Below are 16,755 nucleotides of genomic sequence, written 5' to 3'. Positions count from 1 at the left end.
TGACCCATCGGACAGGCCCCAGCGGGCCGGTCAGGCGGCGCCGCGCGGGACGACCGTGCGCAGGACGGACGGCAGCGGGTACCAGTCGGCGGTGGCGAAACTGGCGTGGGCGGCGGCGAGTTTCCCGACCCGGGCCAGGGCCGCCTCCTCGGTGGGGTGGACGGGGTCCAGGGCCGGCGGGACCTTGTGTGCGTCGGTCATGACGAGCAGGTAGTGCCGGGTGTCGTACCAGGAGGTGTCGATGGTGCCGCCGAGGTACGTGGCCGCGTCGCCGTCGAAGACCACGAACCAGGGGCGCAGCGCGGGGTCGGCGTAGCGGTCCCGGGGATCGCCGGGCGCGGCGCCGTGGACGGCGGGGAAGGCGGTCGCCCGGCGCAACTCCCCCTGTGCGGCGAGGTCCTTGAGGTGGCCGGCGTACTCCACGTCCGTCCAGAGCCGGTCGAGCGGGTTGCGCTCCTCGACGGTGCCCGGTATCAGCTCGAAGAGGAACTTGCCGGCCAGGGCGGTGCGCGGGGGCCAGCCGCCGGCCCGGACCGCCTCGTCGAGGGTGGCGTGGCCGGCCGCGAGGTCGCCGGGTCCGTAGACCGCGTCGCCCAGTTTCCGCCGTATCAGGGCGTCGAACTCGGCCGGTCCGCGGCCGCCCTTGGCGTTGAAGCCGTCCTTCATCTCGATCTTGACGAGGATCGGGCGGTGGCCGGGGTGCGCGTCGTGCCAGGCACGCATGTCGGCGAGGCAGCCGGCGAGGTCCTGGTTGCGGTCCCCGGTGCGCAGTTCGGCGGCGGTGGTGGCGCCGACGCAGTTGTTGTTGTTGCCGAGCGGGTTGCTGTGCGAGACCCGCCAGCCGCCGCCGAGGCCGTTGGTCCAGACGTCCACCTCGACGAGCGCGGCACCGGAGTCCAACGCATCGCCGAAGTAGGGGTACTTGGCCTTGTCGTAGGAGTTGTGGACACCGACCGCGGTACTGGTGTCGTAGGTGCCGGCGGAGGTCGTCGACACGGCCGCCGCCGTGGCCTCCGCGCCCGCCGGTCCGGTCGCCGCGATCACCGCCGCCGCCGCGACGGCCGCCGCTCCCGCACACCGCTTCCTGTTCATGGGCCCCGCTTCCCCTGGTGTCCTGCTGGTGGGTCTGCAGCGTACGGGAGTTGGTGGTCGGCGGGCGGAACGGGAGCGGGCACGATACGGTCAGCGACGCGAACGATCAACGAAAGGGTGTGCGGATGCGGAACCGGGGGAATGGCGAGACCGCCTCGAACGGACTGTCGTGGGCGGCGGGGGTGCTGACGGGGACGGTCGCGCTCTACATCACGCTGGTGGCCTTCGGCAACATCACCGACTTCGGCACCAACCAGCAGTACGTCCAGCATGTGCTGGCGATGGACACCACCTTCCACGACCCCGACCTGATGTGGCGGGCCATCACCTCACGGCCGCTGCAGAACGCCGCGTATGTGGCGGTGATCGTGTGGGAGTCGGCCTCGGCGCTGCTGCTGCTCGCGGCCACCGCGCTGTGGGCGCTGCGGGGCCGGGCCGGCGGTGCCGGGCGGGCGCGGGGCCTGGCCACCGCGGGACTGCTGATGATGATGGTGCTGTTCGGCGCCGGCTTCTGGGCCATCGGCGGCGAGTGGTTCTCCATGTGGCAGTCCAAGCAGTGGAACGGCGTGGAGGCCGCGGTGCGGAATTTCCTGATGACCGGTGTGGTGCTGCTGGTGGTGCAGCTGTCGGGGTCGCCGGGTCGGCGTCCCGGGCCGGTGCGCGCGGCGGACACCGCCGGCGGGGACGACGCGAACGACCCGGCCGGCGCCTAGGACACGGCGGGCGGCGGCGGGTGCGAACCTCGCGCACCCGCCCCGCGGTCCGGTGGGGTGTCAGCCCGCCGCGTAGACGTCCTCGATATAGCGTCCGGCGGCGGTCAGTTCGCGCAGCCACGCCTCCGACTCCGGGGCAGAGGCGCCGGTGGCGGCCCGGTGCACCGCGCGGAAGGCGTCCCGCACGCCGGGCGCCATCCGGCTGCCGTCACCGCAGACCAGGACCCGGGCCCCGGCCCGCAGCAGCTCCCACACCTCGGCGGCCTCCGCCTCGATCCGGTGCTGGACGAAGCGGTGGCCGCGCTCGGGGCGGGCGCTGAAGACGGGGTGGACGGCGATCGCGCCGGCCCGCTCGGCGGCGGCGAACTCCGCGGCGTGCAGGAAGTCGCCGTCGCGGTCGTCGCAGCCGAAGTAGAGCCGGGCCGGGGTGGTCCGGCCGGCCGCGACGCGGTCGGCGACGGCACCGCGGAACGGCGCGAGACCGGTGCCGGCGGCGACCATGATGACCGGGGTCTCGTCGGCCGGGTCGAGGCGGAACGCCTCCCGGCACGGCTGGATCCGGGCCAGCAGCGTGTCGCCGGGGCGCAGGGTGTGCAGATGGGTCGAGCCGGTGCCGCCGGGCAGCAGCGAGACCATCAGGTCGGCGTGCCGGGGGTCGGCGGCGGGCGACGAGGACAGCGAGTAGTGGCGGGTGCGGAGCGGCGGCAGCAGCTCCAGGACCACCGGCCAGGGCAGTGCGCCGCGCAGCGCGGGGTGTGTCTCGATCAGCTCGACGAGGGTGCGCGGGTCGTCCTCGGGGAGGTGCTCCAGGGCGTGCCGCTCGGGCGGGCAGGGGTTGTGGGCGGCCAGCAGGTCGAGCCGAGAACGCGTCGGCCGGGTACCCAACTCCAGGTGATGGGTAAGGAGTTGACGCACCGTCAGGGGTCGGTCGACGGGGAGGGTGTCGCGGGCCGGGCGGCCCGTGGGCGGGCGCAGCGCCAGTACGGTGTCCAGGTCGGCGCCGAGCGCCCGGGCGGTGCGGGCGACCGCCTCCGGGGTGTTGGCCGGCAGCACGGCGAGGTGGTCGGCGGTGCGGTAGGAGACCCCGTCCGGCAGCGCCAGGCGCAGGAAGCGCTTGGGTCGCGGCCAGCCCTCGGCGGTCAGGTCGTGGGCCTCGGTGACGGTCATCGGGACGAGGCCGTGCCGGGCGGCGAGCGCGTCGAGCGGGCCGCCGGTGAGGGCGGTGACGGTGTAGCCGGTGTCGGCGTCCACGGTGCCGGAGCCCGGGTCGCCGACGGTGGCCGGGTCGCCGTGGCGGATCAGCAGCTCGGTGCGCAGGGCGGCGCCGAACTCCTTGACGGTGGCGGTGAGATCGCCGGAGGCGTCGGCCTCGGCGCGGGGCAGCAACCGCTCGCCGCCGAGCGCGGCCAGCCGGTCGTCGAGGAGGGTGGGGACCTGCTGGTAGGTGGCGGCCCAGTTGCGGTCGCCGACGCCCAGCACGGCGTACCGGACCCCGGCCGCGGCACCCTCGGGCGCGGTGCCGAGCCAGGCGGTGAACTCGGCTGCGTCGTCGGTCGGCTGACCGTTGTAGGAGGCGGCGACGATGACGACGGGGCGGTCGGTGGGCAGGCCGCCGGTGTAGGCGTTCAACGGGGCGACCTCGGTGGCGAAGCCCAGCGCGGCGGCCTGGTCGGCGAGCCGCTCGGCGAACTCCCGGCAGGTGCCGTAGTTGGTGCCGTGCAGCAGGAGCAGCCCGGTGTCCTGCGGGACGCGGGTGGGCAGGCCGTCGACGGGCGCGGTGCCGGTGGCGTCGTCCGCCGCGGGCCCGCCGGGCAGCCCGGCCGGCGCGGCGCGCACCGCGGCCCGGTCGGCGGGGGTGCGCGGGGCGAGGGCGAGGGTGAAGCCCTCGGGCTTGAGGGTGAGGGTCTCCTTGACGTGGAGCCGGTAGCCGGCGTGGTCGATCAGCCGGTAGCGGTGCACCAGCAGCGCCAGCAGCATGGTGGCCTCGTGCAGCGCGAACTGCCGCCCGATGCAGGCGCGTTCGCCGGTGCCGAAGGGCTTGTAGGCGTGCGGGGAGCGGGCCGCCTCGGCCTGCGGGGTGAAGCGGAACGGGTCGAACGCCTCGGGGTTGTCGCCCCAGACCGGGTCGCGGTGCAGCATCGGGGTGAGGACGGTGACCTGTTCGCCCGCGGCGACGGGGTAGCGGCCGCCGATGACCGTGTCCGTGCGGGCCTGGCGGGTGAAGGCGGCGGCGGTCGGCCACAGCCGCAGCGTCTCGTTGAGGACCTGGCGGGTGAACGGCAGCCGGCCGATGTCCTCGAAGGAGGGGTCCGGGTCGGGGTCGTCGCCCCACAGCTCGTCCGCCTCGCGCTGTGCCAGGCGCAGCGCGACCGGGTCCTTGAGCAGGTGGTAGAGGGCGAACGAGAGCGCGCCGGAGGTGGTCTCGTGGCCGGCGATCAGGAAGGTGATGACCTGGTTGCGGATGTTGGCGAGGTCCAGGACCGGCCCCTGGCGGGCGGCGTCGCCCTCCGTGGCGGTGAGCATCAGGCCCAGCAGGTCGTCGTCGCGCTGCTCGCCGCCGGCCGTACGGGCCGCGATCACCTCGTCGACGACCGACGCGAGGTAGTCGGCGTCCGCGCGGAACGCCGCGTCGGCGGCGGAGTGGTCGGTGCCGGGCTGCCGGGCGAACTTCGTCATGCTCCATTCCAGGCAGCGCACCATCGCCTCGACGAAGGGGTGCGGGGTGTCCCGGGAGAACGACTCGAAGTCGAAGCCGAAGCCGGCCAGTCCGATGGTGTCCAGCGTCATCCGGGTCATGTCGTCGGCGACCTCGACCGGGCGGCCCTCGGCCATCCGCCGGTCCCAGGAGTCCATCACCCGGCGGGCGACCTTCAGCATCGCCGGGTGGTAGGTCCGCATCGAGCCCAGCGCGAAGGCCGGCATCAGCAGTTGGTGCGCCCGGGCCCAGTTGGGTTCGTCGTTGTAGGCGGTGAACAGACCGTCACCGGCGAACTCCCGGACGTCCTCCAGGACCACCGAGACGCCCTTGGCGAAGCGGGTCTCGTCGGCGACCTCGGTGACCAGGTCGAGGGAGGAGAGGAACAGCGTCTCGCGCGCGCCGAACTTGCGCTTGAAGGCCGGGCCGTGGATCCGCGCGAGGTCCATGGCCTGCTGGATGGGGGTGTGGCTGATCCCGGTCGTCGTGAGGTCGGCGACCGGGGCGCCGGCGTCGGCGGCACGGTCGCCCGTCTGGGACGCGATGGTGTCGGTCATGCCTCCAGCGTGACCGGCCCGGCGGCCGCTCCCGGCCATGGAAACTGCATGATTGTGCAGTGGATTGTCGCCACGGATACTTGCGTGCGGGGCACGGATGGGGCAGTGACGGCCGACGGCACGGGAGAAGGACGGAAGGCGGGCGATGGGCGGCGCGACGTGCGGCGGGGAATCCGGGGACGGTGCGGGCGCGGACGACGAGCGCCCGGCGGCAGCGCAGTCGGCCGGCCCGCCCCCGGTCGGCGCCTACCGCGACTACTTCGTGATGCTGCTGTACCGGATCCCCACCCCGATCGCGGTGTGCCGGGCCGACGGCGAGGTGCTGATCGCCAACCCGGCGATGGCGGAGCAGTGGGGCGCGGTCCCCGGGCAGCTGCGCGGCCGCAATCTGCTGGACCGCTTCCGGCCGCGCGACCGGGCGCAGGTCGCCCGGGTCATGGAGGCGCTGCGGCTGGGCCGCCGGTCCCGGTATCCGGTCGAGGTGCGCTGGCGGACCGCGCCCGGCGAACCGGAGCGGCAGGGCGAGCTGACGATCGATCCGGTCGGCGACCCGTCCGCGGACCCGCCGGCGCTGCTGGCCCTGCTGAGGGTGCACGAGCCCACCGCGCCGCCGCCCGCGCCGCGCGCCGCCACCAGCCCTGTGGAGGCCCGCATCCTGGCGCTGGCGGCCGGCGGCGCGACCACCGCCGCGATCGGCGGCGCCCTGGGCCTGACCGTCGACGGGGTGAACTACCACCTCACCCGGCTGGCCCGGCGCTGGCGCGTCCAGGGCCGCACCGCGCTGGTGGCCAGGGCGTACGTACTGGGGGTGCTCGACCCGGACCACTGGCCGCCGGCGCCCGCGGTGCCCGGGGGCGGCGACGGGCCCGCCCCCGGCCCGTGAGTTCGACGGCACGGGAGTGCGGATAACCTCGCTGCTGTGGAGGACAACGAGGACAACGCAGCCGCGCCGTTCGAGCGCGGAACGGACGGCCCGAAGGTCATCGTCGTCGGCGTCGACGGCTCCGACTCGTCGTGGCGCGCCGCGGCGTACGCGGCCGGACTGGCGCGCCGGCAGGGCTCGAAGCTGGTGCTGGTCTACGTCCAGCCGGTGCTGGCCACCGGGGCCGCGATGGGCGCGCCGGTCATGGACGCCACCAACGAGGTGGCCGAGGAGCTGATGGCCGAGATCCGCGACGCCACCGAGCGGGTGGACGGGATATTCCATCTGCGGTGGGAGTTCCACACCCTGCGCGGCGACCCGTACAACGGCATGGTGCAGATGGCCGACGAGCTCAAGGCGGACGCGGTGGTGGTCGGCGCCTCGGAGTCGGCCGGGCACCGGATCATGGGCTCGGTCGCGGTCCGCCTGGTGAAGGCCGGCCGGTGGCCGGTCACGGTGGTGCCGTAGGGACCAGGTCGGCCCGCGTCCGGCTCCGCTGGTGGGCCGGGCCGGGCTGAGGCACGGTGGAGGGTGGACGGGCGGAGCGCCGCCCCCGGCGAGGGAGACCACCGTGACCGACCGCACCTATCGCGTCACCGAGATCGTGGGGACGTCCCAGCAGAGCGTGGACGCCGCGATCCGGAACGGCGTCCAGCGCGCCTCCGAAACCCTCCGCAATCTCGACTGGTTCGAGATCACGCAGGTCCGCGGCCATATCGTCGAGGGCCGGATCGACCACTACCAGGTCGGTCTGAAGGTCGGTTTCCGGCTGGAGGACGCGGGCTGAAGCCCCCGGGGCCGAATGGGCCCCCGCCGCCGCGTCGCCTTCGTACGGCGCCGCCGGCAGTCCATGATGATCCGCCGTCGGACCACGACGGGCACGTACCGAGCGTACGGAGGGATCACCCATGGCACGCCTGCTGCGCGCGGGAGAGGGCGTATGGCGCCGCAAACCCATCGAGCACATCGAGGAGCCGGAGGGCACCGCGGGCCAGCAGCTCACCCGTGAGCTGGGGCTGTGGCAGCTGACCGCGATCGGCGTGGGCGGGATCATCGGCGCCGGCATCTTCACGCTGGCCGGCACCGTGGCGCACGAGAAGGCCGGCCCCGCGGTGCTGGTCTCCTTCCTCGTCGCGGGCGTGGCCAGCGCGGCGGCGGCCTTCTCGTACGCCGAGTTCGCCGGGCTGATCCCGAAGGCCGGCTCGGCCTACACCTACGGCTACGCGGTGCTCGGCGAACTCGCCGGCTGGTTCATCGGCTGGGACCTGCTGCTGGAGTACACCGCGATCGTGGCGGTGGTCGCGATCGGCATCTCCGGCTACTTCGGCTTCCTGCTCGGCGCGTCGGGCGTCGAACTGCCGCGGTGGATGCTGGGCGCGCCGGGCACCGGCACCGGGCACCGGGTGGACCTCTTCGCGGCGGTGCTGTGCCTGCTGATCGCGTACCTGCTGACACTGGGCATCAAGAACGCCGCACGGTTCGAGACGTTCGTGGTCGGGCTGAAGGTGCTGGTGGTCCTGATCGTCGTCGTGGTCGGCTTCCTGCACATCGACACCGCCAACTACCGGCCCTTCTTCCCGTTCGGGGTGAGCGGCGCGTTCACCGGCGCGGCCACCGTGTTCTTCGCGGTCTTCGGCTATGACGCGATGAGCACCGCCGCCGAGGAGTCCCGGGACGCCCAGCGCCACATGCCCCGGGCCATCCTGTACTCGCTGGCCGCCTCGATGGTGCTGTACGTGCTGGCCTGCCTGGTGCTGACGGGTATGCAGAGCTACCGGCAGATCGACCCGGAGAGCGGCTTCTCCAGCGCGTTCAAGTCGGTCGGGCTGGACGCGCTGGCGGACGTGATCGCGGTCGGCGCGATCATCGGCATCCTGACCGTGATGTTCACCTTCATGCTGGGGGTGACCCGGGTGTGGTTCTCGATGAGCCGGGACGGGCTGCTGCCCAGGTGGTTCGCGAAGACCAGCGCCACCCACCACGTGCCGGTGCGGGTCACCTGGATCGTCGGGGCGGCGTCCGCGCTGATCGCGGGCTTCCTGCCGATCGGCGAGGCCGCCGAACTGACCAACATCGGCATCCTGTTGGCGTTCGTGGTGGTGTGCGTCTCGGTGATCGTGCTCCGCTACAAGCGCCCCGAACTGCCCCGCACCTTCCGCACGCCGGGCATGCCGGTGGTCCCGGCGATCGGGGTGTGCTTCTCGCTGTGGCTGATCACCTTCCTGGAGTGGCAGACCTGGGTGCGCTTCGCGGTGTGGTTCCTGGTCGGCCTGGTCGTCTACTTCTCGTACTCCTACCGGAAGTCGGCGCTGGCGACGACGCAGGGGACGGCGGCGGAGCGGGGCTGACGGGCCGGGGTCCGGTGGGGCTGCCGGGGCGCAAGGAATGGGCGGGCCAAGCGCGTTGGCGCATCGGGGCCCCTTGACGGGCCTGTGCGCGGGCCGAAGAATGAGCCCGCTCCGACAACGTTGTCGGCCCTTCCGGAGGTCTGCCCATGCCCTGGACCCGACGCAGCCGGCCGCGGACCGCGGGCGCGGTGCTGGCGGCCGTGCTCCTCGGGAGCGTGCTCGCCTCCCCGGCCGCCCGCGCCGCGCCCGACGCGGGGGCCGAGCCGCCCGGCGGCCGCCTCACCGACCTCGTCAACCCCTTCATCGGCAGCCGGAACGAGGGCAACACCTACCCCGGGGCCGCGGTGCCGTTCGGCATGGTGCAGCTCTCCCCCGACACCGGGCACTCCACCGGCTACGACTACGACCAGCACCACATCCGCGGCTTCGGCGCGGTGCACGTCTCCGGCGTCGGTTGCGGGCTCGGCGGCGACCTGCCGGTGCTGCCGACCACGGGCGACATCGGCGCGACCGACAACGCGAAGTACGCCGCCGCGTACACCCATGACGGCGAGTCGGCCCGGCCCGGCTCCTACCGCGTCCGGCTGACCTCGTACGGCGGGATCACCGCCGAGCTGACCGCGACCGCCCGCACCGGCCGGCAGCGCTACACCTTCCCGGCCACCGACAAGGCCAATGTGCTGCTCAACTCCGGCCAGTCGCTGCACCGGACGGTCTCCACCCGCGTCGAGGTGCTGGACTCCCGCACCGTGCGCACCACGATCACCGGCCGCGGCTTCTGCCAGGACACCCGCCCGTACACGCTGTACACCCTCACCCGCTTCGACCGGCCGTTCACCGCGTACGGGACCTGGCGCGGCGACACCGTCACGCCCGGGTCGCGGGACTCCACCGCGCCCGGCCGGCACGGCGCCTACGTCCGGTTCGACACCCGCCGGGACCGCGTCGTCACGGCCACCACCGCGCTCAGCTACGTGGACGCGGCGGGCGCCGCCCGCAACCTCGCGGCGGAGGGCGGGAGTTCCTTCGACCGGGCGCGGGCGGCGGCGGACGCGGCCTGGGAGCGGCGGCTGCGCGTGGTGCGCGTCCGGGGCGGCGACCGGACGCTGCGGCGGACCTTCTACTCCTCGCTCTACCGGTCGTTCCTCGCCCCGAACATCGGCACCGACGTGGACGGCCGCTACACCGGCTGGGACCAACGCCCGCACCGCGCACGGGGGTTCACCTACTACCAGAACTGGTCGCTGTGGGACACCTACCGCACCCAGACCCAGCTGCTGTCGCTGCTCGCGCCGCGGGAGGCGCGCGACATGGCGCTGTCGGTGCTGCGCGTCGACAAGGAGGGCGGCTGGCTGCCCAAGTGGGGCTACGGCACCGTCGAGACCAACATCATGACCGGCGATCCGGTGACCCCGTTCCTGACCAACGCCTTCCGGCAGGGGCTGCTGGCGGGCCACGAGGAGGAGGCGTACGCGGCGCTGCGGAAGAACGCCGACGGGGTGCCGCCGGCCGACTCCCCCGCCGTCGGCCGGGAGGCCAACCCGGCGTATGTCCAGCACGGTTATGTGCCGTACATCAAGGGCCGCCCGCACACCAAGCCCGGTGACTCCGACTTCGACCACGGGGCCTCGGCGACGCTGGAGTACGCCCTGTCGGACGCCATGCTGGCGCAGGTCGCGCACGATCTGGGCCACCGCGCGGACGCCGAGCGGTACGCGGCACGGGCGCTCGACTACCGCACGCTGTTCGACCGTTCCACCGGCTTCTTCCGGGCCCGGGACGCCTCGGGGGCCTTCACCGGCCCCGCCGATCCGGCCCGCAGCGAGGGCTTCCACGAGGGCACGGCCTGGCAGTACCAGTGGCTGGTGCCGCAGGACCTGCCGGGGATGATGGCGCTGCTCGGCGGCCGGCAGCGGGCCACGGACCGGCTGGACTCCTTCTTCGCCTACCGGAAGCTGCTCGCGGACCCGGCGCGGACCGCACGCGAGGTGTGGGTGAACGGGCCCTACGACTACGACCACGCCGACAAGTACAACCCGCAGAACGAGCCCGACCTGATCGCCCCGTACACCTATCTCTCCACCGGTGAGCCCTGGAAGACCACGGACGTGGTGCACGCCGCGCTGACCCTCTTCACCGACGGCCCGGCCGGGATGACCGGCAACGACGATCTGGGCACCATGTCGGCGTGGATGGTGCTCTCGTCGATCGGCGTCTTCCCCGTCCAGCCGGGCACCGACACCTGGGGCCTGAGCACTCCGGTCTTCGACCGGGTGGAACTGGCCCTGGACCGGCGGTACTACCCTGCCGGCCGCTTCACCATCGAGGCCCCGGGCACCTCGCCCGCCCGCCGCTACATCCGTTCCGTGCGGCTGGCCGGCGTGCCCCTGGACCGCACCTATCTGACCACCGCCGAGCTGCGCGCCGGCCGTGAACTGGCCTTCTCCGTCGGGTCGGAGCCGTCCCGCTGGGGCACCGGCGAGCGGGCGGCCCCGCCGCCGGTGGGGACGCCGGGGGCGCTCGCCTCGGCTCCTCAGCCCTGGACGGACGTCCAGAACTCGTCGAAGGACATCAGGCCGTCGCCGTCGGAGTCCTTGGCCCGGATGACCGCTTCGGCCATCGGGCCGGTGACCAGGTGATCGCCCATCTCGGCCATCGCGCGCTTGAACTCGTCCGGCGTGACCCGGCCGTCGCCGTCCGCGTCGAACTTCACGAACGTGGCCCTGGCCTGCTCTATGTCTGCCACGGGTGGTGCCCCTTCGTCGTGCCGCGGCCCGTTGTGCTGCGGACCGCGGGGTGTGCTGACCCGCGTACATTAGCGGACCGTCAAGAACGTTCCCGGTGCGCCCTCCGGCGGGCGAGATAGCCGGCGGTGCGGCTGCCGGGGGCGGCGGCGACCTCCGCGGGGGTGCCGGCGGCGACGATCCGGCCGCCCTCCGCGCCACCGCCGGGACCCAGGTCGATGACGTGGTCGGCGCCCGCCACCACGCCCATGTCGTGCTCGACGACCACGACGGTGTTGCCCGCGTCGACCAGGCCGTGCAGCTGCCGCAGCAGCACCTCGGTGTCGGCGGGGTGCAGGCCGGTGGTGGGCTCGTCGAGGAGGTAGAGGGTGTGGCCGCGGCGGGCGCGCTGGAGTTCGGTGGCGAGTTTGATGCGCTGGGCCTCGCCGCCGGAGAGTTCGGTGGCGGGCTGGCCGAGCCGCAGATAGCCGAGCCCGACGTCCTTCAGGGTGCGCAGGCTGCGGGCGGCGGCGGGGACGTCGGCGAGGAACTCCGCGGCGTCGTCGACGGTCAGGCCCAGCACGTCGGCGATGGTGCGGTCGCGGTGGGTGATCTGGAGGGTCTCGGGGTTGTAGCGGGCGCCGTGGCAGTCGGCGCAGGGGGCGTAGGTGCCGGGCAGGAAGAGGAGTTCGACGGCGGTGAAGCCCTCGCCCTGGCAGGTCTCGCAGCGGCCGGCGGGGACGTTGAAGGAGAACCGTCCTGCGGTGTAGCCGCGGGCGCGGGCCTCGTCGGTGGCGGCGAAGACCTTGCGGACGGCGTCGAACAGGCCGGTGTACGTGGCGAGGTTGGAGCGCGGGGTGCGGCCGATGGGCTTCTGGTCGACGCGGACCAGCCGGTCGACGGCGTCCAGGCCGGTGGCGGCGGCGTCCGGGCGGGGGTCGGCGGCGCCCAGGTGTTCCTGGACGGCCTCGGCGAGGACCCGGGTGACCAGGGTCGACTTGCCGGATCCGGAGACGCCGGTGACGGCGGTGAAGACGCCGAGCGGGAAGGCCGCGTCCAGGTCGCGGAGGTTGTGCAGGGTGACGCCGTGCAGGGCCAGGGTGCCGGTGGGGGTGCGCGGGGTGCGGGCGGGGGGCGGTTCGGTGGCGAAGAGGAAGCGGCGGGTGGCGGAGTGCTCGGCGTCGGCGAGGGCGGCGACCGGGCCGCTGTGCAGGACCCGGCCGCCGTGCTCCCCGGCACGGGGGCCGACGTCCACGAGCCAGTCGGCGTGCCGGACCACGTCCATGTCGTGTTCGACGACGAAGAGGGTGTTGCCGGCCTCCTTGAGGCGGCGCAGGACGGTGAGCAGCGCTTCGGTGTCGGCGGGGTGCAGGCCGGCGGAGGGTTCGTCGAGGACGTAGACCACGCCGAAGAGGCCGGAGCGCAGCTGGGTGGCGAGGCGGAGGCGCTGGAGTTCGCCGGCGGAGAGGGTGGGGGCGGGGCGGTCCATGCCGAGGTAGCCCAGGCCGAGTTCGGTGAGGACTTCGATACGGGCGACGAGGTCCCGGGCGAGGGCCGGTGCCGGCTCGTCGCCGGGGCGGGCGGCGGTGGGACGGAGGAGCTCGGCGAGGGTGGCCAGCGGCAGGCCGGCGAGGGTGGCGATGTCGTGGCCCTCGAAGGTGACCGCCAGCGCCTCGGGGCGCAGCCTGCGGCCGCCGCACGCCGGGCAGGGCTCGGCGGTCATGAACTGCCGGACGCGCTTGCGCAGCGTCTCGCTCTTGGAGTCGGCGAAGGTGTGCAGGACATAGCGTCGGGCGCTCATGTACTGGCCCTTGTAGGGGCGTTGGATGCGGCCGGCCTCGCGGACCGGGTGGACGGTGACGACGGGCTGTTCGTCGGTGAACAGGATCCACTCGCGGTCGGCGGGCGGCAGCTCGCGCCAGGGGCGGTCGATGTCGTGGCCGAGGGTGGCGAGGATGTCGCGGAGGTTCTTGCCCTGCCAGGCGCCGGGCCAGGCGGCGACGGCGCCGTCGCGGACGGAGAGCGAGGCGTCGGGGACGAGGGAGTCCTCGGTGACGCGGTGGACGGTGCCCAGTCCGTGGCACTCGGGGCAGGCGCCGGCGGCGGTGTTGGGCGAGAAGGCGTCGGAGTCGAGGCGTTCGGTGCTGCCGGGAGGGTAGTCGCCGGCGCGGGAGAAGAGCATCCGCAGGGTGTTGGAGAGGGTGGTGACGGTGCCGACCGAGGAGCGGGAGGTGGGCGCGGAGCGCCGCTGCTCCAGTGCGACGGCCGGCGGCAGCCCGCTGATCTCCTCGACCTTGGGCGCACCGACCTGGTGGATCAGCCGCCGGGCGTAGGGGGCGACCGACTCGAAGTAGCGGCGCTGCGCCTCGGCGTAGAGCGTGCCGAAGGCGAGCGAGGACTTCCCCGATCCGGACACCCCGGTGAACGCGACCAGCGCGTCCCTCGGGATGTCCACATCGATACCGCGGAGGTTGTGCTCACGGGCGCCGCGCACCCGGACGTACGAGTCGGTCATCCCTCCATGATCGGACACCATCCGCCGTGATCGGACATCGTCCGCCGTGATCCGACATCGTCCGGCGTGCCCACGGCACGGAGCGGCCTGCCTGCGGCGCCGTCCGCGTGCCCGGGGCAGCCGTGCCCAGGGGCGGGGCCGTCAGCCGGCGGTGGTGGCCTCCCGGACCCGGTCGCGTGCCTCCTCCCAGGGAACGGGGGTGGCGACCACGGCCCGCAGCGCCCGTATCTGGCGCGGCGGCAGGGCGCAGGCGAGCACGCCGACGGCGCGGCCGGCGCGGCCGTAGAGCGCGACGGCACGGCGGGCGTCGTGGTTCAGGACGGTGGTGTCCACCTCGTCGGCGCCGGCGGTCAGGCCGTACGCCTGGAGCTTGAGGCCGTACTGGTCGGACCAGAAGTACGGCACGGGGGCGAAGGGCCGGCGCTCCGGCGGCTTCGCGCCCTCGACGGCGGCCCCGGCAGAGGCTTCGGCGGCTTCGGCGGTGAGTTCGGCGACGAGGTTGCGGGCGGCGGCCATGGCCTGCTCGGTCGCGTTCATCCGGTGCTCGAAGCGGAGCGGGCGGCCGTGCACCGGGTGCTCCCAGCGGGCCACGTCGCCCGCGGCGTAGATCCCGGGGGCGGCGGCGCAGTAGGCGTCACAGCCGAGCCCGTCGGTGGTGTCCAGGGCCGGGTCGGCCAGCCAGCCCACGGCGGGCTCGGAGCCGATGGCGAGCAGGACCACATCGGCGGGGAGCAGGGTGCCGTCGGCCAGCCGAACGCCGCTGACCTGCCCGACCGCCCCGCCCATCGCGTCCGTCGCGTCCGTCGCGTCCGTCATGTCTGTCGCGTCCGTGGAGGTCTCGAACGCGGCGACCTCGCCGGTCAACAGGCGGACGCCGCGGGCCCGGTGCTCCTCGGCGAGCAGCTCGCCGATACCCGCGCCGACGGCTGCGCTCATCGGCACCGGCTCCCGACCGACGAGGGTGACGTCGTGCCCCAGCTCGCGGGCGACCGCGGCGGCCTCGCAGCCCAGGACGCCGTTGCCGACCACGACGAGGCGGCGGGGGCCACCGGACAACCGGTCGCGCAGCGCCAGCGCGTCGTCCAGGGTGCGCAGGGTGAAGACGCCGGCGAGCCCCTCAGCGGCGGGCAGGGTGCGGGCCGCGACGCCGGTGGCGATGAGCACGCCGGCACAGGCCAGACGCTCGCCGCCGTCGAGGGTGAGGGTACGGGTGGCGACATCGAGGCCGGTGGCGCGGGTGCCGAGACGCAGGTCGAGGCCGAGCGGAGTGAGCTGCTCCTCGGTGCGCAGCATCAGCTTGGCCGGCTCCCAGGCGCCGTGCAGCAGCTGCTTGGACAGCGGCGGCCGGTCGTACGGGAGGTGCGGCTCGTCGCCGATCAGGGTCAGCGGGCCGTCCCAGCCGGCCCGGCGCAGGGCCTCGGCTGCGGTGATACCGGCGGCCGAGGCGCCGACGACGGCGATCGGACGGTTCGTCATTCCTGCACCTCGATCACGGCGGCCGGGCAGATGGCGGCCGCCTCGCGGACCGCGGCGTGCTGCCCGGCGGGCGGCTCGGCGTCCAGGAGGACGACCACGCCGTCCTCGTCCCGCTGGTCGAAGACCTCGGGGGCGATCAGCACGCACTGGCCGGCGGCGCAGCACTTGTCGGCGTCAAGGGTGATCTTCATGGTGGTGGCTCCGTGGGCATGGGTCGGGTCGGTGGGTCGGGCCGGTGGGTCGGCATGTGTGGCCGGTGCGGTCAGTTCGGTCAGTTCGGTCAGTGCGGTCAGTTCGGTCGGTCACCAGGTGACAGGCAGGGAGTGGCAGCCGTAGATGGCCATGTCCGTGCGGAAGGGGATCTCCTCGACGGGCACGGCGGGCCGCATGGCGGGGAAACGGCGGAGCAGGGTGGCTATCACGACCTGGAGCTCGACCCGGGCGAGGGCCTGGCCGAGGCACTGGTGGATGCCGTACCCGAAGGCGACATGGTGCTGGGCGTTGGGCCGGGCGAGGTCCAGGCGGTCGGGGTCTTCGAAGACGCTGTCGTCGCGGTTGGCGGACGGGACCGCCGCCACGACGCCCTCACCTGCGCGGATGAGCTGTCCGCCGACCTCGATGTCGGTGGTGGCGACCCGGCGGGGGCCGTTGCGGATGATGCTGTGGAAGCGCAGCAGTTCCTCGACGGCGCCGCGGATCAGCGCCGGGTCCCGGCGGAGCCGCTCGGCGGCGTCCGGGTCCTGCATCAGTGTCAGGGCGCTGAGGCCGATCATGTTGGCGGTGGTCTCGTGGCCGGCGACCAGCAGCAGGGCGGCGAAGGCGGCGACGTCGGCGTGGCTGATCTCGCCGGTGCGCTGCTGCTCGACGATCAGCCGGCCGAGGATGTCGTCGCCCGGCTCCTGCTCCTTGGCGGTGACCAACGCATCGAGGTAGTCGCGGAGTTCGGCACGGGCTGCCTCGCGCTCCTCGTCGGCGATGGTGCGGGAGAGCAGCTTGCCGGTGAGCCGCTGGAAGACTTCGTGGTCGTCATAGGGGACGCCCAGCAGCAGGCTGATGACGAGCGAGGGGACGGGCAGGGCGAGCGCCTCGACCAGGTCGACCGGCTCGCCGGCGCGGCGCTCCATCGCGTCGCACAGCTCGTCGGTGAGGCGCTGGATCTCGGGGCGCAGCGCCTCGACGCGCTTGACCATGAACTCGCGGGTGACCATCCGGCGGAGCCGGGTGTGCTCCGGCGGATCCATGCGGATGAAGCCGCGGTTCTTGGTGTTGGCGCCGCCGGTCATGCCGCTGAGCGGGTAGCCGTGGAGGGTGGTGTCGGAGCTGAAGCGGGTGTCGCCGAGGATCGCGCGGATGTCGGCGTAGCGCGTGGCCAGCCAGGCCCAACTGCCGTCGGGGAGCGAGATTCTGGAGATCGGCTCCTCGGTGCGCAGGGTGCCGAACTCGGCCGGGGGGTGGAAGGGGCAGCCGCTGGGAGGTTCCACGGGCAGCGGTGCCGGGGCGGCGGGGACTGTCGTGTCGATCATCTCGGTCATCTCGCTCCTCGCGCGCACACCGGTCGGGTGTGCGCCATGCGTCGATCCTTCGCCTAACGAGCGTAAACTTACATGCGTAATGATCGGGTAAACACCGCGGGGTTCCCGGTGGAACGTGAGGAACGGAACAGCGCGACCCACCCGGCGGCGGAACGGCACGCCCGCCCGGCGGCGGATACGCG

At 73.7% G+C, this 16,755-nt stretch carries 12 protein-coding genes and 1 pseudogene; 6 read left to right on the top strand and 7 right to left on the bottom strand.

Translation table 11 applies throughout. The features are described 5' to 3' along the window. Nucleotides 1-30: 30 nt before the first annotated feature. Nucleotides 31-1,092: a phosphatidylinositol-specific phospholipase C domain-containing protein gene (locus K2224_RS28260; RefSeq protein WP_221910035.1), complete on the bottom strand. Its 1,062-nt coding sequence runs from the start codon at nucleotides 1,090-1,092 to the stop codon at nucleotides 31-33. Between the two features lie 125 nt (nucleotides 1,093-1,217). Between K2224_RS28260 and K2224_RS28255 the strand changes: the two genes are divergently transcribed. Beyond that, nucleotides 1,218-1,805 (top strand): DUF2165 domain-containing protein, encoded by a 588-nt coding sequence (locus K2224_RS28255; protein ID WP_221910034.1) that lies wholly within the window; start codon nucleotides 1,218-1,220, stop codon nucleotides 1,803-1,805. A 60-nt stretch (nucleotides 1,806-1,865) separates the two neighbouring features. On the opposite strand, the gene K2224_RS28250 is transcribed toward K2224_RS28255, so the two are convergent. Continuing rightward, nucleotides 1,866-5,057 carry a cytochrome P450 gene (locus K2224_RS28250; RefSeq protein ID WP_221910033.1) on the bottom strand — a complete coding sequence of 1,064 codons (3,192 nt, stop codon included), beginning with the start codon at nucleotides 5,055-5,057 and terminating at the stop codon, nucleotides 1,866-1,868. A 145-nt stretch (nucleotides 5,058-5,202) separates the two neighbouring features. Between K2224_RS28250 and K2224_RS28245 the strand changes: the two genes are divergently transcribed. From K2224_RS28245 to K2224_RS28225, 5 genes are all read left to right on the top strand, one after another. Beyond that, a complete protein-coding gene (locus tag K2224_RS28245; RefSeq protein ID WP_221910032.1) occupies nucleotides 5,203-5,940 on the top strand; it encodes a PAS domain-containing protein in 738 nt (245 codons plus the stop codon). A 36-nt stretch (nucleotides 5,941-5,976) separates the two neighbouring features. After that, nucleotides 5,977-6,447: a universal stress protein gene (locus K2224_RS28240; protein WP_221910031.1), complete on the top strand. Its 471-nt coding sequence runs from the start codon at nucleotides 5,977-5,979 to the stop codon at nucleotides 6,445-6,447. A 103-nt stretch (nucleotides 6,448-6,550) separates the two neighbouring features. Next, nucleotides 6,551-6,766 carry a dodecin gene (locus K2224_RS28235; RefSeq protein WP_221910030.1) on the top strand — a complete coding sequence of 72 codons (216 nt, stop codon included), beginning with the start codon at nucleotides 6,551-6,553 and terminating at the stop codon, nucleotides 6,764-6,766. Nucleotides 6,767-6,887: 121 nt separating this feature from the next. Further along, entirely contained in the window at nucleotides 6,888-8,327 is a 1,440-nt protein-coding gene (locus K2224_RS28230) for an amino acid permease (RefSeq protein WP_221910029.1), read from the top strand. A 146-nt stretch (nucleotides 8,328-8,473) separates the two neighbouring features. Further along, the gene (locus K2224_RS28225; RefSeq protein WP_221910028.1) at nucleotides 8,474-10,966 is read left to right on the top strand and encodes a GH92 family glycosyl hydrolase; all 2,493 of its coding nucleotides are present in this window, start codon (nucleotides 8,474-8,476) and stop codon (nucleotides 10,964-10,966) included. Here K2224_RS28225 and K2224_RS40880 read toward each other — a convergent pair. The 5 genes and pseudogenes from K2224_RS40880 to K2224_RS28200 form a co-directional block, all read right to left on the bottom strand. Continuing rightward, nucleotides 10,942-11,073: pseudogene (locus K2224_RS40880) on the bottom strand (EF-hand domain-containing protein); the annotation flags it as partial. The gene K2224_RS28225 and the pseudogene K2224_RS40880 overlap by 25 nt on opposite strands. An 80-nt stretch (nucleotides 11,074-11,153) precedes the next feature. Further along, nucleotides 11,154-13,565 carry an excinuclease ABC subunit UvrA gene (uvrA, locus tag K2224_RS28215; RefSeq protein ID WP_221910026.1) on the bottom strand — a complete coding sequence of 804 codons (2,412 nt, stop codon included), beginning with the start codon at nucleotides 13,563-13,565 and terminating at the stop codon, nucleotides 11,154-11,156. 141 nt (nucleotides 13,566-13,706) lie between these two features. Beyond that, on the bottom strand, nucleotides 13,707-15,041 hold the full coding sequence (locus K2224_RS28210) for an NAD(P)/FAD-dependent oxidoreductase (protein WP_221910025.1): 1,335 nt from the start codon (nucleotides 15,039-15,041) through the stop codon (nucleotides 13,707-13,709). Then, nucleotides 15,038-15,232, bottom strand: coding sequence for a ferredoxin (locus K2224_RS28205; RefSeq protein WP_018542928.1), 195 nt, complete (start codon nucleotides 15,230-15,232; stop codon nucleotides 15,038-15,040). The genes K2224_RS28210 and K2224_RS28205 overlap by 4 nt, the downstream gene beginning before the upstream one ends. Before the next feature lie 111 nt (nucleotides 15,233-15,343). Then, nucleotides 15,344-16,573, bottom strand: a complete 1,230-nt coding sequence (locus K2224_RS28200; protein ID WP_221910024.1) for a cytochrome P450 — start codon at nucleotides 16,571-16,573, stop codon at nucleotides 15,344-15,346. Nucleotides 16,574-16,755 lie beyond the last annotated feature (182 nt).

The sequence above is a fragment of the Streptomyces sp. BHT-5-2 genome (assembly GCF_019774615.1).
In the GTDB taxonomy this organism is placed as follows: Bacteria; Actinomycetota; Actinomycetes; order Streptomycetales; family Streptomycetaceae; genus Streptomyces.
Note: the sequence above shows the minus strand (reverse complement) of the source record. Positions and strands in the feature narration are given on the sequence as shown.

Bases quoted from the DNA above. Each gene is read 5' to 3' on its own strand.
- K2224_RS28260 (WP_221910035.1), bottom strand. From the start codon at position 1,092: ATGAACAGGAAGCGGTGTGCGGGAGCGGCGGCCGTCGCGGCGGCGGCG.
- K2224_RS28255 (WP_221910034.1), top strand. From the start codon at position 1,218: ATGCGGAACCGGGGGAATGGCGAGACCGCCTCGAACGGACTGTCGTGG.
- K2224_RS28245 (WP_221910032.1), top strand. From the start codon at position 5,203: ATGGGCGGCGCGACGTGCGGCGGGGAATCCGGGGACGGTGCGGGCGCG.
- uvrA (WP_221910026.1), bottom strand. From the start codon at position 13,565: ATGACCGACTCGTACGTCCGGGTGCGCGGCGCCCGTGAGCACAACCTC.
- K2224_RS28200 (WP_221910024.1), bottom strand. From the start codon at position 16,573: ATGACCGAGATGATCGACACGACAGTCCCCGCCGCCCCGGCACCGCTG.
- K2224_RS28225 (WP_221910028.1), top strand. From the start codon at position 8,474: ATGCCCTGGACCCGACGCAGCCGGCCGCGGACCGCGGGCGCGGTGCTG.
- K2224_RS28205 (WP_018542928.1), bottom strand. From the start codon at position 15,232: ATGAAGATCACCCTTGACGCCGACAAGTGCTGCGCCGCCGGCCAGTGC.
- K2224_RS28210 (WP_221910025.1), bottom strand. From the start codon at position 15,041: ATGACGAACCGTCCGATCGCCGTCGTCGGCGCCTCGGCCGCCGGTATC.
- K2224_RS28230 (WP_221910029.1), top strand. From the start codon at position 6,888: ATGGCACGCCTGCTGCGCGCGGGAGAGGGCGTATGGCGCCGCAAACCC.
- K2224_RS28250 (WP_221910033.1), bottom strand. From the start codon at position 5,057: ATGACCGACACCATCGCGTCCCAGACGGGCGACCGTGCCGCCGACGCC.